At 59.2% G+C, this 18,267-nt stretch carries 17 protein-coding genes; 12 read left to right on the top strand and 5 right to left on the bottom strand.

The features are described 5' to 3' along the window. Window positions 1-59: 59 nt before the first annotated feature. On the bottom strand, window positions 60-1,436 hold the full coding sequence (locus AACY11_RS12435; RefSeq protein WP_339430411.1) for a glutamine synthetase family protein: 1,377 nt from the start codon (window positions 1,434-1,436) through the stop codon (window positions 60-62). Between the two features lie 278 nt (window positions 1,437-1,714). On the opposite strand from AACY11_RS12435, the gene AACY11_RS12430 reads away from it, so the two are divergent. From AACY11_RS12430 to AACY11_RS12395, 8 genes are all read left to right on the top strand, one after another. After that, entirely contained in the window at window positions 1,715-2,083 is a 369-nt protein-coding gene (locus AACY11_RS12430) for a glutamine amidotransferase (RefSeq protein WP_339494889.1), read from the top strand. 95 nt (window positions 2,084-2,178) lie between these two features. Next, entirely contained in the window at window positions 2,179-3,537 is a 1,359-nt protein-coding gene (locus AACY11_RS12425) for a glutamine synthetase family protein (RefSeq protein WP_339430409.1), read from the top strand. Window positions 3,538-3,593: 56 nt separating this feature from the next. Next, window positions 3,594-4,958: an aspartate aminotransferase family protein gene (locus AACY11_RS12420; protein WP_339494888.1), complete on the top strand. Its 1,365-nt coding sequence runs from the start codon at window positions 3,594-3,596 to the stop codon at window positions 4,956-4,958. Window positions 4,959-5,131: 173 nt separating this feature from the next. Continuing rightward, the gene (locus AACY11_RS12415) at window positions 5,132-6,244 is read left to right on the top strand and encodes a polyamine ABC transporter substrate-binding protein (protein ID WP_339494886.1); all 1,113 of its coding nucleotides are present in this window, start codon (window positions 5,132-5,134) and stop codon (window positions 6,242-6,244) included. Window positions 6,245-6,431: 187 nt separating this feature from the next. Continuing rightward, entirely contained in the window at window positions 6,432-7,529 is a 1,098-nt protein-coding gene (locus tag AACY11_RS12410) for a polyamine ABC transporter substrate-binding protein (protein WP_339430406.1), read from the top strand. Between the two features lie 65 nt (window positions 7,530-7,594). Continuing rightward, window positions 7,595-8,737: an ABC transporter ATP-binding protein gene (locus AACY11_RS12405; protein WP_339430405.1), complete on the top strand. Its 1,143-nt coding sequence runs from the start codon at window positions 7,595-7,597 to the stop codon at window positions 8,735-8,737. Window positions 8,738-8,772: 35 nt separating this feature from the next. After that, on the top strand, window positions 8,773-9,654 hold the full coding sequence (locus tag AACY11_RS12400; RefSeq protein WP_221734061.1) for an ABC transporter permease subunit: 882 nt from the start codon (window positions 8,773-8,775) through the stop codon (window positions 9,652-9,654). Then, a complete protein-coding gene (locus AACY11_RS12395; protein WP_221734038.1) occupies window positions 9,651-10,541 on the top strand; it encodes an ABC transporter permease subunit in 891 nt (296 codons plus the stop codon). Before AACY11_RS12400 ends, AACY11_RS12395 begins: the two co-directional genes overlap by 4 nt. Window positions 10,542-10,634: 93 nt before the next feature. On the opposite strand, the gene AACY11_RS12390 is transcribed toward AACY11_RS12395, so the two are convergent. Continuing rightward, window positions 10,635-13,046 (bottom strand): penicillin acylase family protein, encoded by a 2,412-nt coding sequence (locus tag AACY11_RS12390; protein WP_339494884.1) that lies wholly within the window; start codon window positions 13,044-13,046, stop codon window positions 10,635-10,637. A gap of 103 nt (window positions 13,047-13,149) precedes the next feature. Beyond that, window positions 13,150-13,728: a DUF6436 domain-containing protein gene (locus tag AACY11_RS12385; protein WP_339430403.1), complete on the bottom strand. Its 579-nt coding sequence runs from the start codon at window positions 13,726-13,728 to the stop codon at window positions 13,150-13,152. A 98-nt stretch (window positions 13,729-13,826) separates the two neighbouring features. Between AACY11_RS12385 and AACY11_RS12380 the strand changes: the two genes are divergently transcribed. Next, on the top strand, window positions 13,827-14,777 hold the full coding sequence (locus tag AACY11_RS12380) for an alpha/beta hydrolase (protein ID WP_339464668.1): 951 nt from the start codon (window positions 13,827-13,829) through the stop codon (window positions 14,775-14,777). Window positions 14,778-14,876: 99 nt separating this feature from the next. Here AACY11_RS12380 and AACY11_RS12375 read toward each other — a convergent pair whose 3' ends face one another. After that, entirely contained in the window at window positions 14,877-15,629 is a 753-nt protein-coding gene (locus AACY11_RS12375) for a DUF2059 domain-containing protein (RefSeq protein ID WP_339430401.1), read from the bottom strand. 108 nt (window positions 15,630-15,737) lie between these two features. Here AACY11_RS12375 and AACY11_RS12370 point away from each other — a divergent pair, with 108 nt between their 5' ends. Then, window positions 15,738-16,370: a 2OG-Fe(II) oxygenase gene (locus AACY11_RS12370; RefSeq protein WP_339430400.1), complete on the top strand. Its 633-nt coding sequence runs from the start codon at window positions 15,738-15,740 to the stop codon at window positions 16,368-16,370. A 1-nt stretch (window position 16,371) separates the two neighbouring features. Next, on the top strand, window positions 16,372-16,857 hold the full coding sequence (locus tag AACY11_RS12365) for a DUF523 domain-containing protein (protein ID WP_339430399.1): 486 nt from the start codon (window positions 16,372-16,374) through the stop codon (window positions 16,855-16,857). Window positions 16,858-16,977: 120 nt separating this feature from the next. Here the strand turns inward: AACY11_RS12365 and AACY11_RS12360 are convergent, their stop codons facing one another. Further along, window positions 16,978-17,547 (bottom strand): transporter substrate-binding domain-containing protein, encoded by a 570-nt coding sequence (locus AACY11_RS12360; RefSeq protein ID WP_339494882.1) that lies wholly within the window; start codon window positions 17,545-17,547, stop codon window positions 16,978-16,980. 135 nt (window positions 17,548-17,682) lie between these two features. Between AACY11_RS12360 and AACY11_RS12355 the strand changes: the two genes are divergently transcribed. Beyond that, complete coding sequence (locus AACY11_RS12355) at window positions 17,683-18,108, top strand: DUF4399 domain-containing protein (RefSeq protein ID WP_339430397.1); 426 nt, start codon at window positions 17,683-17,685, stop codon at window positions 18,106-18,108. The last annotated feature ends 159 nt before the right edge of the window (window positions 18,109-18,267 follow it).

Raw genomic sequence — 18,267 nt, 5'->3', positions numbered from 1 at the left:
CATAAAAAAACGCCGTTGGCTGCAATAGCCAACGGCGTTCCTTTTGGCGCCACAACCGCTTAAACGGTATGCAGGTACCAGTTGTACTCGAGGTCGGAGATGGAGTGTTCGAACTCCTCCAGCTCGCTCTCTTTACAGGCGACGAAGATATCGATGTATTTCGGATCGATGTACTTGGCCATCACCTCGCTGTCGTCCAGCTCACGCAGTGCATCGCGCAAGTTGTTCGGCAGGCTTTGCTCGTTCTGCTCGTAGCTGTTGCCTTCGACGGGCGCGCCTGGCTCGATCTTGTTGGTCAGGCCGTGATGCACGCCTGCCAGTACCGAAGCCATCAGCAGGTACGGGTTGGCGTCGGCGCCGGCCACGCGGTGTTCGATACGCACGGCATCTGCAGAGCCGGTCGGTACGCGAATCGCCACGGTGCGGTTGTCCAGGCCCCAGCACGGCGAGTTCGGCACGTAGAACTGTGCGCCGAAACGACGGTAGGAGTTGACGTTCGGGCAGAGGAAAGCCATCTGCGCCGGCAGGGTCTCGAGCACACCGCCGATCGCATGACGCAGTGCGGCGTTCTGCTCGGGATCCTCGCTGGCAAAAATGTTTTTGCCATCTTTATCAAGAATCGAAATGTGGACGTGCAAACCGTTGCCCGCCTGGCCCGGGTAAGGCTTGGCCATGAAGGTGGTGTCCATTTCATGGTCGTAGGCGATGTTCTTGATCAGACGCTTGAGCAATACAGCGTAATCGCATGCCTTGATCGGGTCGGCGACGTGGTGCAGGTTCACTTCGAACTGCGCCGGGGCACTTTCCTTGACGATGGCGTCGGCCGGGATGCCTTGCTCTTTGGCACCTTCCAGAATGTCCTGGAGGCAGTCGACGTATTCGTCGAGGTCGTCGATCAGGTAAACCTGCGTCGAGTGCGGGCGCTTACCGGAGATCGGCGAGCGTGGCGGCTGCGGACGGCCGTTCACGTTTTCCTGGTCGATCAGGTAGAACTCGAGTTCGAATGCGGCGCAGATGGTCAAGCCCATCTCGTCAAACTTTGCAACAACTTGACGGAGCACTTCGCGCGGATCGGCGAAGAACGGATCACCTTCCAGTTCGTGCATGGTCATCAACAGTTGCGCGGTCGGGCGCTTCTGCCAAGGCTCGTTGCACAGGGTGTCGGGGATTGGATAGCAGATACGATCGGCGTCGCCGATGTCCAGGCCCAGACCGGTGCTTTCCACCGTCGAACCATTGATATCCAGAGCAAATAGAGAGGCCGGCAGGTTGATGCCTTTCTCGTAAACCTTGTGGAGGCTGGTGCGTTCTATGCGCTTGCCGCGCACCACACCATTCATATCCGCAATCAGAAGGTCAACGTACAGAACCTCAGGATGTTCCTTAAGGAACGCGTTCGCTTCATTAAGCTGAACGGCACGCGGGGGTACCGACATGATGCAACACCTTTGTTGTTAAAAATATCAATCATTGATCTTTTCTGGTTTCAGTCAACCCGAACGGCCTGCCGAAGTCAAGCGAGGCCTTTTTTGCCCTAAAAAAGCGCTGCAAGGGCATTTATGGGGCACTTTGGGGCGGTTTTTTGCCTTTGGCACGCTTGGCACCCGCGGGCTTGAGCAGGCCGTGTTGTATTTTTTACGGGGGTGTTGTGTAAAAAAATGAACAAGGCTAAGCTCCGATCAAACCCATAACAGCAATAATACCGGGGTGCTTCATGTCTCGCCTGCCGTTAATCGGCATCACCGACTGCTCGCAACAGTCCGGTCTGCATGCTCATCACATCAGTGGCGACAAATCCGTCCGTAGCGTAGCCAGCATGGCGCGTGGCCTGTTGACGATGTTTTCGCAAGCAGCCGGCCATACGGCACCGTCCGATATTCTGGACGTACGGGCAAGCATCCTCTTTATGGCGTCTCCTTCCAATATAGTTCTCTTTCTCTCCCAAAGCCTGCGCCGCTCCCCACGTCGTGCTCATGATTCTGCACGCGCGGCTGTACGTTTCCAGAGTGCACAAGAAATGCAACGCCAGCGTAAAGGGCAGGTAAGCTCTTCTTTCATTGTCTATGCGCGGTGCCAGGCGTAAGCCGGCACTGCGCGCAAGCAAGCCCCCTTTAACGCGACGCACAAGCGTCAAACTTTGCCTGACCTAGCGTCAGGAGACTCAGCCCAGAGGCATTTATGAGTAACAACCTCGACCAGCTCACCGATTGGTTGAAAGACCACAAGATCACAGAAGTCGAATGCATGGTCGGCGACTTGACCGGCATCACCCGGGGCAAGATCTCGCCGACCAACAAGTTCATCGCCGAGAAAGGCATGCGCCTGCCAGAGAGCGTGCTGTTGCAGACCGTGACCGGCGACTATGTCGAAGACGACATCTATTACGAACTGCTCGACCCGGCCGACATCGACATGATCTGCCGCCCCGACCAGAACGCCGTGTACCTGGTGCCGTGGGCCATCGAGCCCACCGCGCAGGTGATCCACGACACCTACGACAAGCAAGGCAATCCGATCGAGCTGTCGCCGCGCAACGTCCTCAAGAAAGTCCTGAAACTCTATGCCGACAAGGGCTGGCAGCCGATCGTGGCGCCGGAAATGGAGTTCTACCTGACCAAGCGCAGCGACGACCCTGACTATCCGTTGCAGCCGCCGGTCGGCCGTTCGGGTCGTCCGGAAATCGGTCGCCAGTCGTTCTCCATTGAAGCGGCGAACGAATTCGATCCGCTGTTCGAAGACGTCTATGACTGGTGCGAACTGCAGGAGCTGGACCTCGACACGCTGATCCACGAAGACGGCACGGCGCAGATGGAAATCAACTTCCGTCACGGCGACGCGCTGTCGCTGGCCGATCAGATTCTGGTGTTCAAACGCACCATGCGCGAAGCCGCGCTCAAGCACAACGTGGCCGCCACCTTTATGGCCAAGCCGATGACCGGCGAGCCGGGCAGTGCGATGCACTTGCACCAGAGCATCATCGACATCGAGACCGGCAAGAACGTTTTTTCCAATGAAGACGGGACCATGAGCCAGTTGTTCCTGCACCACATCGGTGGTTTGCAGAAACTGATCCCTGAGCTGTTGCCGCTGTTCGCGCCGAACGTCAACTCGTTCCGTCGCTTCCTGCCGGACACCTCGGCACCGGTGAACGTGGAATGGGGCGAAGAAAACCGCACCGTGGGCCTGCGCGTACCGGATGCCGGCCCGCATAACCGCCGGGTGGAAAACCGTTTGCCGGGCGCTGATGCCAACCCCTATCTGGCGATCGCGGCGAGCCTGCTCTGCGGTTACATCGGCATGGTCGAGGGTCTGAACCCGAGCGCACCAGTCGTTGGTCGTGGCTATGAACGCCGCAACCTGCGTCTGCCGCTGACCATTGAGGATGCGCTGGAACGCATGGAAAACAGCGCGACCATCGAGAAATACCTCGGCAAAACTTTCATCACCGGCTATGTCGCGGTCAAGCGCGCCGAGCATGAAAACTTCAAGCGCGTGATCAGTTCGTGGGAGCGTGAGTACCTGCTCTTCGCCGTCTGATACGCCAGGCGCGGCGCTCAGGCGGCGCGCCTTCACCTCTGACAAGGAGAATTGGCATGACCAGCAACAACCCGCAAACCCGTGAGTGGCAAGCGCTGAGCAGCGATCATCACCTGGCCCCGTTCAGCGATTTCAAGCAGTTGAAAGAGAAGGGCCCACGGATCATCACCAACGCCAAAGGCGTTTACCTGTGGGACAGCGAAGGCAACAAGATCCTCGACGGCATGGCCGGGCTGTGGTGCGTGGCCATCGGTTACGGTCGCGATGAACTGGCCGACGCCGCCAGCAAGCAGATGCGCGAACTGCCTTACTACAACCTGTTCTTCCAGACCGCGCATCCTCCAGCGCTGGAACTGGCCAAGGCCATCGCTGACGTCGCGCCAGCAGGCATGAACCACGTGTTCTTCACCGGTTCCGGCTCCGAAGGCAACGACACCATGCTGCGTATGGTTCGTCACTACTGGGCAATCAAGGGCCAGCCAAACAAGAAAGTCATCATCAGCCGCAAGAACGGCTATCACGGTTCGACCGTGGCCGGCGCGAGCCTGGGCGGCATGACGTATATGCACGAGCAGGGCGACTTGCCGATCCCGGGCATCGTCCACATCGAGCAGCCGTACTGGTTCGCCGAGGGCGGCGACATGTCGCCGGAAGAGTTCGGTGTCTGGGCGGCGAATCAACTGGAAGAGAAGATTCTCGAAGTCGGCGTCGACAACGTCGGTGCCTTTATTGCCGAGCCGATCCAGGGTGCCGGTGGCGTGATCATTGCGCCCGACACCTACTGGCCGCGCATCAAGGAAATCCTCGCCAAGTACGACATCCTCTTCGTTGCCGACGAAGTGATCTGCGGTTTCGGTCGTACCGGTGAGTGGTTCGGTAGCGATTTCTACGACCTTGCGCCCGACATGATGACCATCGCCAAGGGCCTGACGTCCGGCTATATCCCGATGGGTGGTCTGATCGTGCGTGACGAAGTGGTCGCGGTGCTCAACGAAGGTGGCGATTTCAACCACGGCTTCACTTACTCCGGCCACCCGGTGGCGGCGGCGGTGGGTCTGGAAAACATCCGGATTCTGCGCGAAGAAAAAATTATCGAGACCGTGCGCAACGAAACGGCACCGTATTTGCAGAAACGTCTGCGGGAACTGAACGATCACCCATTGGTAGGTGAAGTTCGCGGTGTTGGTCTGCTGGGGGCGATCGAGCTGGTGCAGGACAAGGCCACTCGCAAGCGTTACGAAGGCAAGGGTGTCGGCATGATCTGCCGTCAGTTCTGCTTCGACAACGGGCTGATCATGCGCGCTGTGGGCGACACCATGATCATCGCGCCGCCGCTGGTGATCAGCAAAGCGGAGATCGATGAGCTGGTGACCAAGGCGCGCAAGTGTCTGGACCTGACCCTCAGTGCGGTACAAGGCTAAGTGCTAGGCTCTGAGCGGGGGAGCCGCGGCGCTCTTGCTCAAAGCTGTCACAAAGGCGGGTCTTTTCTTGAAAGACCGCCTCTGAACTTGCCAGACTAGTCGCGGTTCCAGTTGTCCGGGTTCGGCCGCTGAACAAAGTGGTTCAAAAAAGAAAAAATTTGGAGCATCAACGCATGAAGGCATTAGGCAAAAAGCTCGCTGGCAAGACTCTGCTCGCCATGTCCCTGATGGGAATCATGGCCGCTGCGGCTCAGGCGGACGACAAGGTGTTGCACGTCTACAACTGGTCCGACTACATCGCCCCGGACACCATCAAGAAGTTTGAAGACGAGTCGGGCATCAAAGTCGTCTACGACGTTTTCGACAGCAACGAAACCCTCGAAGCCAAATTGCTGGCGGGCAAATCGGGTTACGACATCGTCGTGCCGTCGAACAACTTCCTGGCCAAGCAGATCAAGGCTGGCGTCTACCAGAAACTGGACAAGTCCAAGCTGCCTAACTGGAAAAACCTGAACACCGACCTGCTCAAGGCTGTGTCGGTCAGCGACCCGGGCAACGAGCACGCCTTCCCGTACATGTGGGGCTCGATCGGCATCGGCTTCAATGCCGAGAAGGTCAAGGCTGCACTGGGTGCCGATGCGCCGGTCAACTCCTGGGACCTGATCTTCAAGCCTGAAAACGCTGCCAAGCTGAAATCCTGCGGCATCAGTCTGCTCGACTCGCCAACCGAGATGATTCCGGTGGCGCTGCACTACCTGGGCCTGCCAACCGACACCCAGAAGAAAGAAGACATCGCCAAGGCTGAAGCGCTGATCATGAAGGTGCGTCCTTCGATCGCCTACTTCCATTCCTCCAAGTACATCTCTGACCTGGCCAACGGCAACATCTGCGTCGCTATCGGTTACTCGGGCGACATTTACCAGGCCAAGTCCCGCGCGGCTGAAGCCGGTGGCAAGGTGAAAGTCAGCTACAACATTCCGAAAGAAGGTGCCGGCAGCTTCTACGACATGGTCGCCATCCCTAAAGATTCCGAAAACGTCGAAGGCGCCTACAAGTTCATGACCTTCCTGCAGAAGCCGGAAATCATGGCTGAAATCACCAACGCCGTGCGTTTCCCGAACGGTAACGCCGCTGCAACGCCACTGGTTGATAAAGACATCACCAGCGACCCGGGCATTTACCCACCGGCCGACGTGCTGGCCAAACTGTACGCGATTGCCGACTTGCCGGCCGCGACCCAGCGTTTGATGACCCGCAGCTGGACCAAGATCAAATCGGGCAAATAAGCCGGTTTGAGGCAGCAACCGCTGGCCGTCGTCTTTGCGAGGCCGGTCAGCGGGACAAATAAATGACAGAAAGTTTTGCTGGAACGGTTTTTCGAGGGTAAGTTGCGCGCCGGTTTTGTTGTCGGGCAGCCATGGCTGTCATGCCGCGCGGGGCAACTTGGGCCCACCTAATCTAGAGGACCTCCACGTGCCTGTTTTTTCTTCTTTGCGCAATGCACTGCTGGTTGCTACCGGCCTGACGATCGCTGTTGGTGCCCAGGCCGCCGGTACCGTGCACATTTATAACTGGTCGGATTACATCGGCGAGAACACGCTGGCCGACTTCGAGAAAGAGACTGGCATCAAACCGGTCTATGACGTGTTCGACTCCAACGAAACCCTGGAAGGCAAGCTGCTGGCCGGGCGTACCGGTTACGACGTGGTCGTGCCGTCGAACCACTTCCTGGGCAAGCAGATCAAGGCGGGCGCGTTCCAGAAGCTCGACAAGTCGCAACTGCCCAACTATTCCAATCTCGACCCTGCGCTGCTCAAACGTCTTGAGCAGAACGATCCGGGTAACCTTTACGCCGTGCCTTACCTGTGGGGCACCAACGGCATCGGTTACAACGTCGACAAAGTCAAAGCGGTATTGGGCATCGACAAGATCGACTCCTGGGCCGTGCTGTTTGAGCCAGAGAACATCAAGAAGCTGCAAAGCTGCGGCGTAGCGTTCCTCGATTCGGCCGATGAAATGATGCCGACCGTGCTCAATTACCTGGGGCTGAATGCGAACAGCACCAATCCTGAAGATTACAAAAAGGCTGAGGCCAAGTTACTGGCGGTACGGCCTTATGTGACTTACTTCCACTCCTCCAAATACATTTCGGATCTGGCCAACGGCAACATTTGTGTGGCGGTCGGCTTTTCCGGTGACGTCTTCCAGGCCAAGTCCCGGGCGGCTGAAGCCAAGAAGGGCGTGAACATTGCGTACTCGATTCCGAAAGAGGGCGGTGCGCTGTGGTTTGACATGTTGGCGATCCCCAAGGATTCGGACAACGTCAAAGAGGCCCACGCCTTCATCAACTATTTGCTCAAGCCTGAGGTGATCGCCCAGGTCAGTGATTATGTCGGTTACGCCAACCCCAATCCGGGTTCGGACAAGCTGATGGAACAGTCCATTCGCACCGACGAAGCGGTTTATCCACCGCAAGCAGTCCTCGACAAGACCTACGTGTCGACCGAATTGCCACCCAATATTCAGCGTTTGATGACCCGCAGCTGGACCAAGGTCAAGTCGGGCAAATAAGGCACAAACATCCTGGGTTCGTCCGCATTGGACGAACTGCACTCTTTTTTCTGGGAGTTTCGTAAATGGCAGTTGCCTCCGGCGCCTACAAGAAAGCCCTCGAGGGCGACCAGACACCTAAACAGGTGTTGGTCAAAATCGACCGGGTCACGAAGAAGTTCGACGAGACGATTGCCGTGGACGATGTGTCCCTGGAAATCAAAAAGGGCGAAATTTTTGCCCTGCTCGGCGGTTCGGGATCGGGCAAATCCACTCTGTTGCGGATGCTGGCAGGGTTCGAACGGCCCACGGAGGGGCGCATTTTCCTCGACGGCGTCGACATCACCGACATGCCGCCTTACGAACGACCGATCAACATGATGTTCCAGTCGTACGCCTTGTTCCCACACATGACGGTGGCGCAGAACATTGCCTTCGGCTTGCAGCAGGACAAGATTCCCAAGGCTGAGGTCGAGGCCCGCGTGGCCGAGATGCTCAAGCTGGTGCAGATGAGCCAGTACGCCAAGCGCAAGCCGCATCAACTGTCCGGCGGTCAGCGTCAGCGTGTGGCGCTGGCACGTTCGCTGGCCAAGCGGCCGAAGCTGCTGCTGCTCGATGAGCCGATGGGCGCACTGGATAAAAAACTGCGTTCGCAGATGCAGTTGGAACTGGTCGAGATCATCGAGCGCGTCGGCGTGACCTGCGTGATGGTGACGCACGACCAGGAAGAGGCCATGACCATGGCCGAGCGCATCGCGATCATGCACCTGGGCTGGATCGCCCAGATCGGCAGCCCGATCGACATCTACGAAACCCCGACCAGCCGCCTGGTCTGCGAATTCATCGGCAACGTCAACATCTTCGAAGGCGAAGTGATCGACGACGCCGAGGGCCACGCGACCATCACCTGCAATGACCTCGACCGGCAGATCTACGTGGGTCACGGGATCAGCACCTCGGTGCAGGACAAGTCGGTCACTTACGCGATCCGTCCTGAGAAGCTGCTGGTCACCGCCGATCAACCGACCTGCGAATACAACTGGTCGAGCGGCAAGGTGCATGACATTGCTTATCTGGGCGGTCACTCGGTGTTCTACGTCGAATTGCCGAGCGGCAAACTGGTGCAGTCCTTCGTTGCCAACGCCGAGCGTCGTGGCGCACGTCCGACCTGGGGCGATCAGGTTTACGTGTGGTGGGAAGATGACAGCGGCGTGGTACTTCGCTCATGAACATGCGCAAGTTCAAACGACGGCTCAACCGAATAATTCCCAATGGCCGTCAACTGGTCATCGGGGTTCCGTTCATCTGGCTGTTCCTGTTCTTCATGTTGCCGTTCTTCATCGTCCTGAAGATCAGCTTCGCCGAAGCCGATGTGGCCATTCCGCCGTACACCGAGATCTACACGTTCGCCGAGCAGAAGCTGGAACTGCTGCTGAACCTGGGCAACTACGCGTTGCTCGGTGACGACGAACTCTACATTGCCGCGTATCTCGGCTCGCTGAAGATGGCGTTTTTCAGCACGCTGTTGTGCCTGCTGATCGGCTACCCGATGGCCTACGCCATCGCCAGCGCCCGTAAAGAGCTGCAAACGGTGCTGGTGCTGCTGATCATGATGCCGACCTGGACCGCAATCCTGATCCGCGTTTACGCGTGGATGGGCATCCTCAGCAACAACGGTCTGCTCAACGGTTTCCTGATGAGCATGGGGTTGATCGATCAGCCGCTGCAAATCCTCAACACCAACCTGGCGGTCTACATCGGCGTGGTCTATTCGTACCTGCCGTTCATGATCCTGCCGCTGTACGCCAATCTGGTGAAGCACGATCAGAGCTTGCTGGAAGCGGCTTCCGACCTCGGTTCGAGTACCTTCAACAGCTTCTGGAAAATCACGATTCCGCTGTCCAAGAACGGGATCATTGCCGGCTGCATGCTGGTGTTCATCCCGGTGGTGGGCGAGTTCGTGATCCCGGAACTGCTCGGCGGTCCGGAAACCCTGATGATCGGTAAAGTCCTCTGGCAAGAGTTCTTCAACAACCGTGACTGGCCGGTGGCGTCCGCGCTGGCGGTGGTGATGCTGGCGATCCTGATTGTGCCGATCATCCTGTTCAACCGCAGTCAGGCCAAGGAAATGGAGGGTAAAGAATGAAGCGCTTCCGTTTCTCCAGCCTGATGCTGGTTCTGGGTTTGTTGTTCATCTACCTGCCGATGCTGATCCTGGTGATCTACTCGTTCAACGCCTCGAAATTGGTGACGGTGTGGGGCGGCTGGTCGATCAAGTGGTACGTCGGCCTGCTCGACAACAGCCAACTGATGGGCTCGGTGCTGCGCTCGCTGGAAATCGCCTGCTACACCGCGGTTGCCGCGGTGGCGCTGGGCACACTGGCGGCGTTCGTGCTGACCCGTATCACCCACTTCAAGGGGCGTACGCTGTTCGGTGGTCTGGTGACCGCGCCGTTGGTTATGCCAGAGGTCATCACCGGTCTGTCGCTGTTGCTGCTGTTCGTGGCCATGGCGCAGATGATCGGCTGGCCGCAGGAGCGTGGCGTTGTCACCATCTGGATCGCTCACACGACGTTCTGTGCCGCGTATGTGGCGGTGGTGGTGTCGGCGCGTCTGCGTGAGTTGGACTTGTCGATCGAAGAAGCAGCGATGGATCTGGGGGCACGGCCATGGAAGGTGTTTTTCCTGATCACCATCCCGATGATCGCGCCGTCGCTGGCGGCGGGTGGCATGATGTCGTTCGCTTTGTCGCTGGACGATCTGGTACTGGCGAGCTTCGTTTCCGGCCCGGGTTCGACGACCCTGCCAATGGAAGTGTTCTCAGCGGTGCGTCTGGGCGTGAAGCCTGAGATCAACGCTGTGGCCAGCCTGATTCTGCTGGCGGTGTCGATCGTGACGTTTTTGGTCTGGTTCTTCAGCCGCCGCGCCGAAGAAGCCCGCAAGAAAGCCATCCAGCAAGCCATCGAAGAAAGCGCTGCCGATTCGTGGAAGCAGCCGGACGTGCGCCGCGCACAGGCGCCGGAAGCGGTGTAAGCCATGCCGGGTTGGCCTCATTGCGCAGGCCAACCCAATCATAACGGTGGGAGCGGGCAGGCTCGCGACGAGGCCCCTCCAGCCAGCCTGGAACTACTGGGCAGCCCGCGCCGGTAGCAGCTTCAAGGTACTGCGGGTATTGGCCATGACTTCCTCATCGCTGAAATGCGCCTGCATATACATCCCTTCCACATACGCTTCAGCCTGATCGTCATAGTGACTGTCGAACGGCACGCCGCTCTGGCCGACCGGGTTGATGGTCAAGCCGTGAGCCGGGTCGGCGAAGTCCACCAGGCGCCGCGTCGAGGGCCCGTAAGTCACTGGCCACGGCGCCGGGCCGATCTTCGCCGAGAGGTTGTTCGGTACTTCATGGCTGCCCGGCGCCGCGAAAGGGCCGACGTTGAAGATGCGATCCAGGGGCTTTTGCTGCCCCAGCGGATGCCCGTGGGTCAGGGTGTGCGCCATGCCCCATTTCCACCCGCCAACGTCGTCGCCGAGGGTCAGCTTCAGATGTTTCATGCTCGCCTGCCACGCTGCTCGCACGGTATCGGCGCGGGTCTCTTTGTTCGGCGTGTTGCGGTTGTCCCACCACGGCGAGTCGGTGTTGGCCGCCAGGCGTGGCAGCGCGGCATCGATCACCCGCGTCGACAGCAGCGTCTGGAAAAAATCATTGCCCAACTCGTCACGCATCGCCGCATCAGCCAGGTCATAGAGAAACTGGTTGAACACCGTCGCACTGACCGAATCCAGCGGATAGTCGCCTTGCCACTGCGCCAGTTGCTCGATCAGTTTGCGCTCGGCCGGGTCCGTCACCACTTCGCGCAACACTGGCAATAGCGGCGCCAATAGACGCGGGCCGTAGCCGGTGGTGGTGCCCAGTTGCAGCTTCTGGTTGGCTTCGTTGGTCCACTTGATGTTCTTGTCACTGAGTTGACGATTGAGTTGCTGGCCACGATCGGCCAGGTTGTAGTAACCGGGAATCTCCATGCCGGTCGGCGACACAGGCTGGAAATTGGCCGAGACGATGTAGCCGCGCGCCGGGTTTTCCTCCTGCGGGTTGGCGCTGAACGGGTAGTAACCGTCCTTGTCTGCCTGATTGGTGCTGCCGTCGAGAATGAAACCCGGTTTGACCCCGGCCGGGCGCTTGGGCAACAGCGCAGAAGCCCACCAGGCGATATCCCCTTTGGCATTGGCGTAGACGAGGTTCAGCCCCGGTGCCTGCACCTTGGCCGCGGCGGCACGGGCCTTGGCCAGCGTGTCGGCGCGGTTGAGCTGATAGAAACCTTCGAGGATCGGGTTCGGCGTTTCGAGGAAGGCCCACCACATGGCAATCGGCGTTTTCCCGGCGGCGCTGCCGAGTGCGTCGTTGACGATCGGGCCGTGGGGCGATTGGCGCAGGGTGATCGTCACCGGTGCCTGGCCCTTCACCGCAATCTGCTGCTCGGTGCTGACCATGTCGGTCCACTGCCCGCGATACCAGACCTGGTTCGGATTGTCCGGGTTGACCTTCTCGGCGATCAGATCCAGATCGTCGTTCTGGAACATCGTCAGGCTCCAACCGAAATCCATGTTGTGCCCCAGAAACGCGAACGGCACCAGCGCCTGATGGTGGCCGTAGAGTTCAAAACCCGGCGCCGACAACTGCGCCTCGTACCACACCGACGGCACCGAGAAGCGAATATGCGGGTCACCGGCCAGCAGCGGTTTGCCACTCTGGCTGCGGTTGCCGGCAATCACCCAGGCGTTACTGCCTTCGAACTGCGGCAGACCATTGTCGATCAGCGCCTGTTCGCTGAGGCGGGCGAGGGCGCTGAGGTCTTTCCAGTCGCCAGCCGCGAGGGCTGGCGTCGGGTTGCTGCGGCCCTTGGCCAAGACACCCTTGGGCTGCCAGTCGAGGTCGAAGACGTTGAGGTAATCGGCACCGAGTTGATCGCGCACATAGCTCAGCAACGGCTCGGTGCGAAACGCGGCGGCAAAGCTGTAAGCCATGTAACCGGCGACGCTGATGCTGTCTTCAGCCGTGAACGGCCGTTTGGGGATGCCCAGTACGTCGAACTCAATGGGCGCTGCGTGCGTGTCCTGATATTGGTTGATGCCATCCAGATAGGCTTGCAGGCCCTTCCACGCCGGTGACTGCTGATCGAGGCTGGCCACGTAACTGGCGGCGCGCTCACGAATGCGCAGGCTGCGGAACAGTTTGTCGGTGTCGAGCAGTTTCGGCCCGAGCACTTCGGCCAGTTCGCCACGGGCGAGGCGGCGCATGGCTTCCATCTGGAACAGACGATCCTGGGCGTGGACATAGCCGAGGGCGCGGTAGAGATCGGTTTCGTTCTCGGCACGAATATGCGGCACGCCGCGCTCGTCGTAACGCACGGTCACCGAACCTTGCAGGTGGCGCAGTTCAACCTGGCCCTTTCGCGTTGGCTGCTTGCTGTAGACGTACCAGCCGCCCGCACAGAGCAGGACAACGATGAGCAAGGCAAGAACGGTGAACACGCGCTTCATGGTGACTCCTTGTGAATGCGGGATTGCCGCCCGTGCGGGCTGCAAACAATTAGCACAGAGCTTCCGTGCCGTGCATCGCTGTCCTTGAAAAGTCCGGAACGCCTTAATGCGTCTCGACCGGCCACGGACAATAACAACCGACCGCCAAGGTGTGTGTGGCATTGACCGGGCGATCATCCGTCAGTGCGTTCAGGATCGGTTCGATAAAGCTGTTACTGGCGTTGCAGGTCAGGCCCTCGCTGTAGGGGCCGAAGTACGCCAGTTTGCCGCTGCGGTCCCAAATCGCCACAGCGGGGCTGGCGGGAACCTGTTCGGAGCCGGGCAATATCGCAATGGTTTTCAGGCGGCTCAACGTGGCGGGCAACTGGCCGTGGCTGCCGGGCTTTTGCACGGCAAAGAACTCCACGCCTTTGCCGCTGAACTGCTCGACCATCTCGCTCAGGTGCTGTTGGTTGCCAACGTTGCACGGGCAGGCGGGGTCCCAGAAGTGCACCAGTCGAATCGGCCCGGGGCCGGCAAGATCATCCGGCAGGCGCAACGGGTCGCCGGAAAACACCGCGGTGTGTTCGCTGAACGCCCGCAGATAGCGGCCCTGAAACCAGTCGTACGCCATCCACAGCACCCCGGCGCAGACAAGCGCGATCAGGCTGGCAAACAGTGCGGTGCGGTAGGGCGAACGCATGGATTTTGCTCCTCGGAGGGCGGCTAGCTTGCCATGCTTGCTTCTACAGATGAATATCGCAGGCCGATAAAGTCTGTTTACCGCTCTGGAATTGCCTCATGCCTGCTACCTTCGATCCCGATCATTTACGTGCCAGCCTCAAGCCTTTGGCCCGGTGGCAGCCGTTGTCGGAGGAGGCAAAGGCCTATCAGCGGTTCTATAAAACCGATTTCCCCGGGCGGGATGTCTGGCGCGGCATCGGTCGATTCGAGGTGGACGGTTATGAACTGGTCAGCCATTGCTGGTGGCCGGAAAAGGTCAAGGGCACGCTGTTTCTGCTGCACGGTTTTTACGATCACACCGGGCTTTATCGACATGTCATCGAGTGGGCGCTGGATCAGGATTTTGCCGTGATCGCCTGCGACTTGCCGGGGCATGGTCTGTCGAGCGGTGTGCGGGCGAGCATTCGTGACTTTTCCGAGTATCAGGACACCCTGCAAGCCCTGTTTGCCGAGGCGCATTCGATTGCCCTGCCGCAGCCGTGGCACTTGTGCGGGCAAAGTACGGGCGGGGCGATTGTGGTCGATCATGTGCTCAACCATGGCGAGAACAGTCCGGCGCAAGGCCAGTTGATTCTGTTGTCGCCCCTGGTGCGGCCGCGGGCGTGGGGCTGGTCGCAGTTGAGTTATTACCTGCTGCGACCGTTTGTTCGAGGCATTGCCCGGCGCTTCAGCGAGAACTCCAACGATCCGGATTTCCTGCCGTTTCTGCTGGCCGATCCGTTGCAGCCCAAGCGCTTGCCGACCGCATGGGTCGGCGCATTGTCACGCTGGATCAATCGGGTCGAGTACGCGAAAAAAAGTCCGCGCCGGCCGCTGATCATTCAAGGGCAGGCGGACATGACCGTGGACTGGCAGCACAACCTGCAGGTGTTGAAGTGGAAGTTTGATCGGCCGCAGATTTTGCTGCTGCCGCAGGCGCGGCATCATCTGGCGAATGAGACGGCTGATATGCGCGAGGAGTATTTCGAGTTTCTGAACAAGCGGATCAGGGGGCGTAATCCTCAGTGATTCCAAGGGCCTCTTCGCGAGCAGGCCCGTTCCCACAGGAGACCGCGATCACAGTGGGAGCGGGCTTGCTCGCGAAGGCGGCTTGTCAGGCGACGCAGTTTACTGGCCGAGGTTCGAAGTGTTTTGCCCCACCGCCAACCCCGCCCGAATTGCCGCCAGCGCCGCTTGATAATAAGCCTTGCCCTCCGTCGACTCGGCAAACGTCGCAAACTCTTCGAGTTCTTCATCCGACAAGTCGCGATAAACGTAGAGCAGTGTGTTGTTCATGTCGGCGCCGATCTGATCCATCAGCCGCTGGCGCTGACCATTCAACATCCCTTGCGCCTGGCCACCGCCGAGCAGTCCCGGAATCATCGAACTCAAACTGTCGGCCGCCACACCCGCAATGGCGAGGCTGACCTCGGCGCCAGCTTCACGAGCCGGCAGCGCCTGGGCGAGGTGGCCGATGATCAGCAGACGGCTGTCGCTGACCTGCATCTTGGGCAGACCTTTGGCATTTTTCGCCAGTTGGTCGCGCCGGGTCGCCAGCAATTCAGCGGCGACGATTTTTTTACCCAGCGGCGATTGGAAGAAGGACAGCGCCGGTTTCGGATCGGCAAGGTTCTGGCGCAACTGGGCTTCGGCGCGTTGATCCATGGCTTGTGGCGCAAAACGCTGGTTGCTGTTGCTCACCAATGCTTGAAAAACCGCAGGCGGCAGGCTGTTTTGATAACGCTGCTGGGCAGCACTCAGGGCGTCATTGAAGTGCGCACGTTGATCTGGCCAGCCGGCGACCTTGTAAAGCTGATCATGGCCGTCCGCCCAGGCGGGCAAAACGCAGAACATCAACAGTGAAAAAAACAAACGGCGCATAGGGACTCCTGTCAGCAGCGCACTATTCTCCGTGCGGTGTCGGTACTTGTCGAGAATTCGTAGCAAGCCGCTGCGTGGCTCTGTCGGATTTCTTGTCGCAGGCATACTATGCGCGCCATGCAAATATCCTCTGAACACCCGATGCTGTTACGTATCGTCGACGACCTGGCCGAGCATGGCTGGTCGCAGCAGAACATTTTCCTGCCCGCGGGTTTGACCCGCGAGCTGGCGGCCGAGTGCCGTAAACGTGAGGCCGAGGGGGAACTGGCGCCGGCGGCGGTCGGTCGCGGGCCCTTTTCAGAGATTCGCGAGGGTATTCGCGGCGATCATATTCAATGGATCGACCCGGGGCAGGCCGAGGCCAGCGACCGTTATCTGCACCTGATGGACAGCCTGCGCGAGGCGCTCAACCGGGGGCTGTTCCTCGGACTTGAAGACTTCGAGTGCCACTTTGCGCTGTATCCGCCGGGCGCGTTCTATCGCAGGCACGTCGATCGTTTTCGCGACGATGACCGGCGCATGGTTTCGGCGGTGATCTATCTCAACGAGGCCTGGCTGCCTGAGGATGGCGGTCAGTTGCGCATGTACCTGGGTGATGAGCGCGTTCACGACGTACAACCCATCGGCGGTTGTCTGGTGGTGTTTCTCTCTGGCGAAGTCCCACACGAAGTGCTGCCGGCGAACCGCGAGCGCTTGTCGCTGACCGGCTGGTTCCGCCGCCGTGGCAACGAGCCTTTCTGAGATGCACAAGATTCTGGTCAGTCGCTGCCTGTTGGGCCATCGCGTGCGCTACGACGGCGGGGCCAGTGGGCCGTTTGATTTGCTCGGACAGTGGCTCGACGAAGGGCGGGTGGTGCCGTTGTGTCCGGAAGTCGCGGGTGGTTTACCGACGCCACGGGCGGCAGCGGAGATTCCGGGCGGGCAGGGTGGCGAGGTGCTGGATGGCGTTGCTTCGGTCATCACCACCGACGGTGAGGATGTCAGTGCGCAGTTTCTCGATGGCGCGCGGCAGGCACTAGAGTTGGTGCGCAAGCACGGTATTCGGGTGGCGGTGCTCAAAGCCAATAGCCCGTCGTGCGGCAATCTGCTGACGTATGACGGCACGTTCAGCGGAGTGAAAGTCAGCGGTGAAGGCGTGACAGCTGCACTGCTCAAACGCCATGGCGTGCAAGTGTTCAGTGAACTTGAATTGCCGCAGGCTGCAACAGCCCTGACACAACTCGATTAAAAGCCCACCCCAGATTCCCGTGTGGGAGCGGGCTTGCTCGCGAAAGCGGTGGGTCATTCAACATCTGCATTGACTGACACGACGCCTTCGGGAGCAAGCCCCCTCCCACAGGTTTTGTGTTCACTCGGGTTTGGTGAACCACTTCTCGGACAACGCCGCCAACCGCCCATCCGCCTTGATCCGCTGCAACGCACTCTCAAGGCTGGAGTGAAACGCCGGATTACCCTTTTGAAACGGAATCGCCAGGTCTACCGGCGTGGCCGCTTTCGGCTTGTCCTCGGTCAGTGACTGCACCAGCATCATCGATTGTGGTTGCTCATCTTTCTTCGCCAGCCACTGCGAATCGATCTGGCTGTATGGCTGGCTGAAGTCGAAACGATCCTTGAGTTCGGGTGTCAGTGCTATGTGATTGAGCGCGACGTCGTACTTGCCGCTTTCAACGCCCTGGAGCAGATCGTTCTCGTCGGTGATGATGAAATCGACGCGAACATCCAGTTCGCTGGCCAGCATTTGCCCAAGCTCAACCTCGAACCCTGTGAGTTTGTCGTCGTGCTTGTAATTGAAGGGCGGCGTATTAGCTTCAAGGGCGATGCGCAACTCGCCACGGTCGTTGACGTCATCAATCAGTTCGGCGTGAGCCAGCGGGCTCAGAAGGGGTAGCAGGCAGATCAGGCCAGGCAGAAAACGCATGGTCACTCCTTTGAAATCATTATCGCGATGCTCTGAGTCAGGCTCGCTTTGCTATGGTTGTCGAGTGCCTTCGACAACGAATGGTCATGAAGTTGTCATGACCACGCGGATTTTACGGAAAAACTGGAGAAGAGAATGAAAACGTTTATGTCACGAGCCGCGTTGGCTGGTCTTCTGTTGAGCGCGTCGATGATGGCCAGCGCTGCCACGCCAGCGCCGGCGGGAGCTTCCGTAAGCATCGTCGAGCCGAGCAGCGGCGCCGTTGTCGACAAGACCTTCAAGGTCAAATTTGCAGTAAAGGGCATTGCGTTGGCGCCCGCTGGTAATCTCACGACTAACACTGGCCACCATCACCTGCTGGTAGACGCCAAGAGCACTGTTCCTGCGGGCGCTGTGATTCCGGCAGACGCCAACCATATCCATTTCGGCAAAGCCCAGACTGAAACCGAACTGACGCTGACGCCAGGCAAGCACACGTTGCAGTTGGAACTGGGCGACAAGAGCCACATGGCTTTCGATCCGCCCATCGTTTCGGAAAAGATCACCGTCACGGTGAAATGACTTTTCCGCAGGCATGAAAAAGGGAGCCCGAACAGACTGTGTGAAAACCTAGCAATCTGTGCGGCACTCAAAGAAAATGCTCCGTATCGAAAGATACGGAGCATTTTTCGTTATGGCCTACATCCAAGGAGAGTCCCGCAGCCAGACCAGCGTGTTCCC

This window comes from Pseudomonas sp. RA_105y_Pfl2_P56 (assembly GCF_963970845.1).
Lineage (GTDB): Bacteria > Pseudomonadota > Gammaproteobacteria > Pseudomonadales > Pseudomonadaceae > Aquipseudomonas > Aquipseudomonas baetica_A.
Note: the sequence above shows the minus strand (reverse complement) of the source record. Positions and strands in the feature narration are given on the sequence as shown.

What these genes read in the sequence shown, in the direction of transcription:
- AACY11_RS12435 (WP_339430411.1), bottom strand. Translation starts at nt 1,436, where the DNA reads ATGTCGGTACCCCCGCGTGCCGTTCAGCTTAATGAAGCGAACGCGTTC.
- AACY11_RS12430 (WP_339494889.1), top strand. Translation starts at nt 1,715, where the DNA reads ATGTCTCGCCTGCCGTTAATCGGCATCACCGACTGCTCGCAACAGTCC.
- AACY11_RS12425 (WP_339430409.1), top strand. Translation starts at nt 2,179, where the DNA reads ATGAGTAACAACCTCGACCAGCTCACCGATTGGTTGAAAGACCACAAG.
- AACY11_RS12420 (WP_339494888.1), top strand. Translation starts at nt 3,594, where the DNA reads ATGACCAGCAACAACCCGCAAACCCGTGAGTGGCAAGCGCTGAGCAGC.
- AACY11_RS12415 (WP_339494886.1), top strand. Translation starts at nt 5,132, where the DNA reads ATGAAGGCATTAGGCAAAAAGCTCGCTGGCAAGACTCTGCTCGCCATG.
- AACY11_RS12405 (WP_339430405.1), top strand. Translation starts at nt 7,595, where the DNA reads ATGGCAGTTGCCTCCGGCGCCTACAAGAAAGCCCTCGAGGGCGACCAG.
- AACY11_RS12395 (WP_221734038.1), top strand. Translation starts at nt 9,651, where the DNA reads ATGAAGCGCTTCCGTTTCTCCAGCCTGATGCTGGTTCTGGGTTTGTTG.
- AACY11_RS12390 (WP_339494884.1), bottom strand. Translation starts at nt 13,046, where the DNA reads ATGAAGCGCGTGTTCACCGTTCTTGCCTTGCTCATCGTTGTCCTGCTC.
- AACY11_RS12385 (WP_339430403.1), bottom strand. Translation starts at nt 13,728, where the DNA reads ATGCGTTCGCCCTACCGCACCGCACTGTTTGCCAGCCTGATCGCGCTT.
- AACY11_RS12380 (WP_339464668.1), top strand. Translation starts at nt 13,827, where the DNA reads ATGCCTGCTACCTTCGATCCCGATCATTTACGTGCCAGCCTCAAGCCT.
- AACY11_RS12375 (WP_339430401.1), bottom strand. Translation starts at nt 15,629, where the DNA reads ATGCGCCGTTTGTTTTTTTCACTGTTGATGTTCTGCGTTTTGCCCGCC.
- AACY11_RS12370 (WP_339430400.1), top strand. Translation starts at nt 15,738, where the DNA reads ATGCGCGCCATGCAAATATCCTCTGAACACCCGATGCTGTTACGTATC.
- AACY11_RS12365 (WP_339430399.1), top strand. Translation starts at nt 16,372, where the DNA reads ATGCACAAGATTCTGGTCAGTCGCTGCCTGTTGGGCCATCGCGTGCGC.
- AACY11_RS12360 (WP_339494882.1), bottom strand. Translation starts at nt 17,547, where the DNA reads ATGCGTTTTCTGCCTGGCCTGATCTGCCTGCTACCCCTTCTGAGCCCG.
- AACY11_RS12355 (WP_339430397.1), top strand. Translation starts at nt 17,683, where the DNA reads ATGAAAACGTTTATGTCACGAGCCGCGTTGGCTGGTCTTCTGTTGAGC.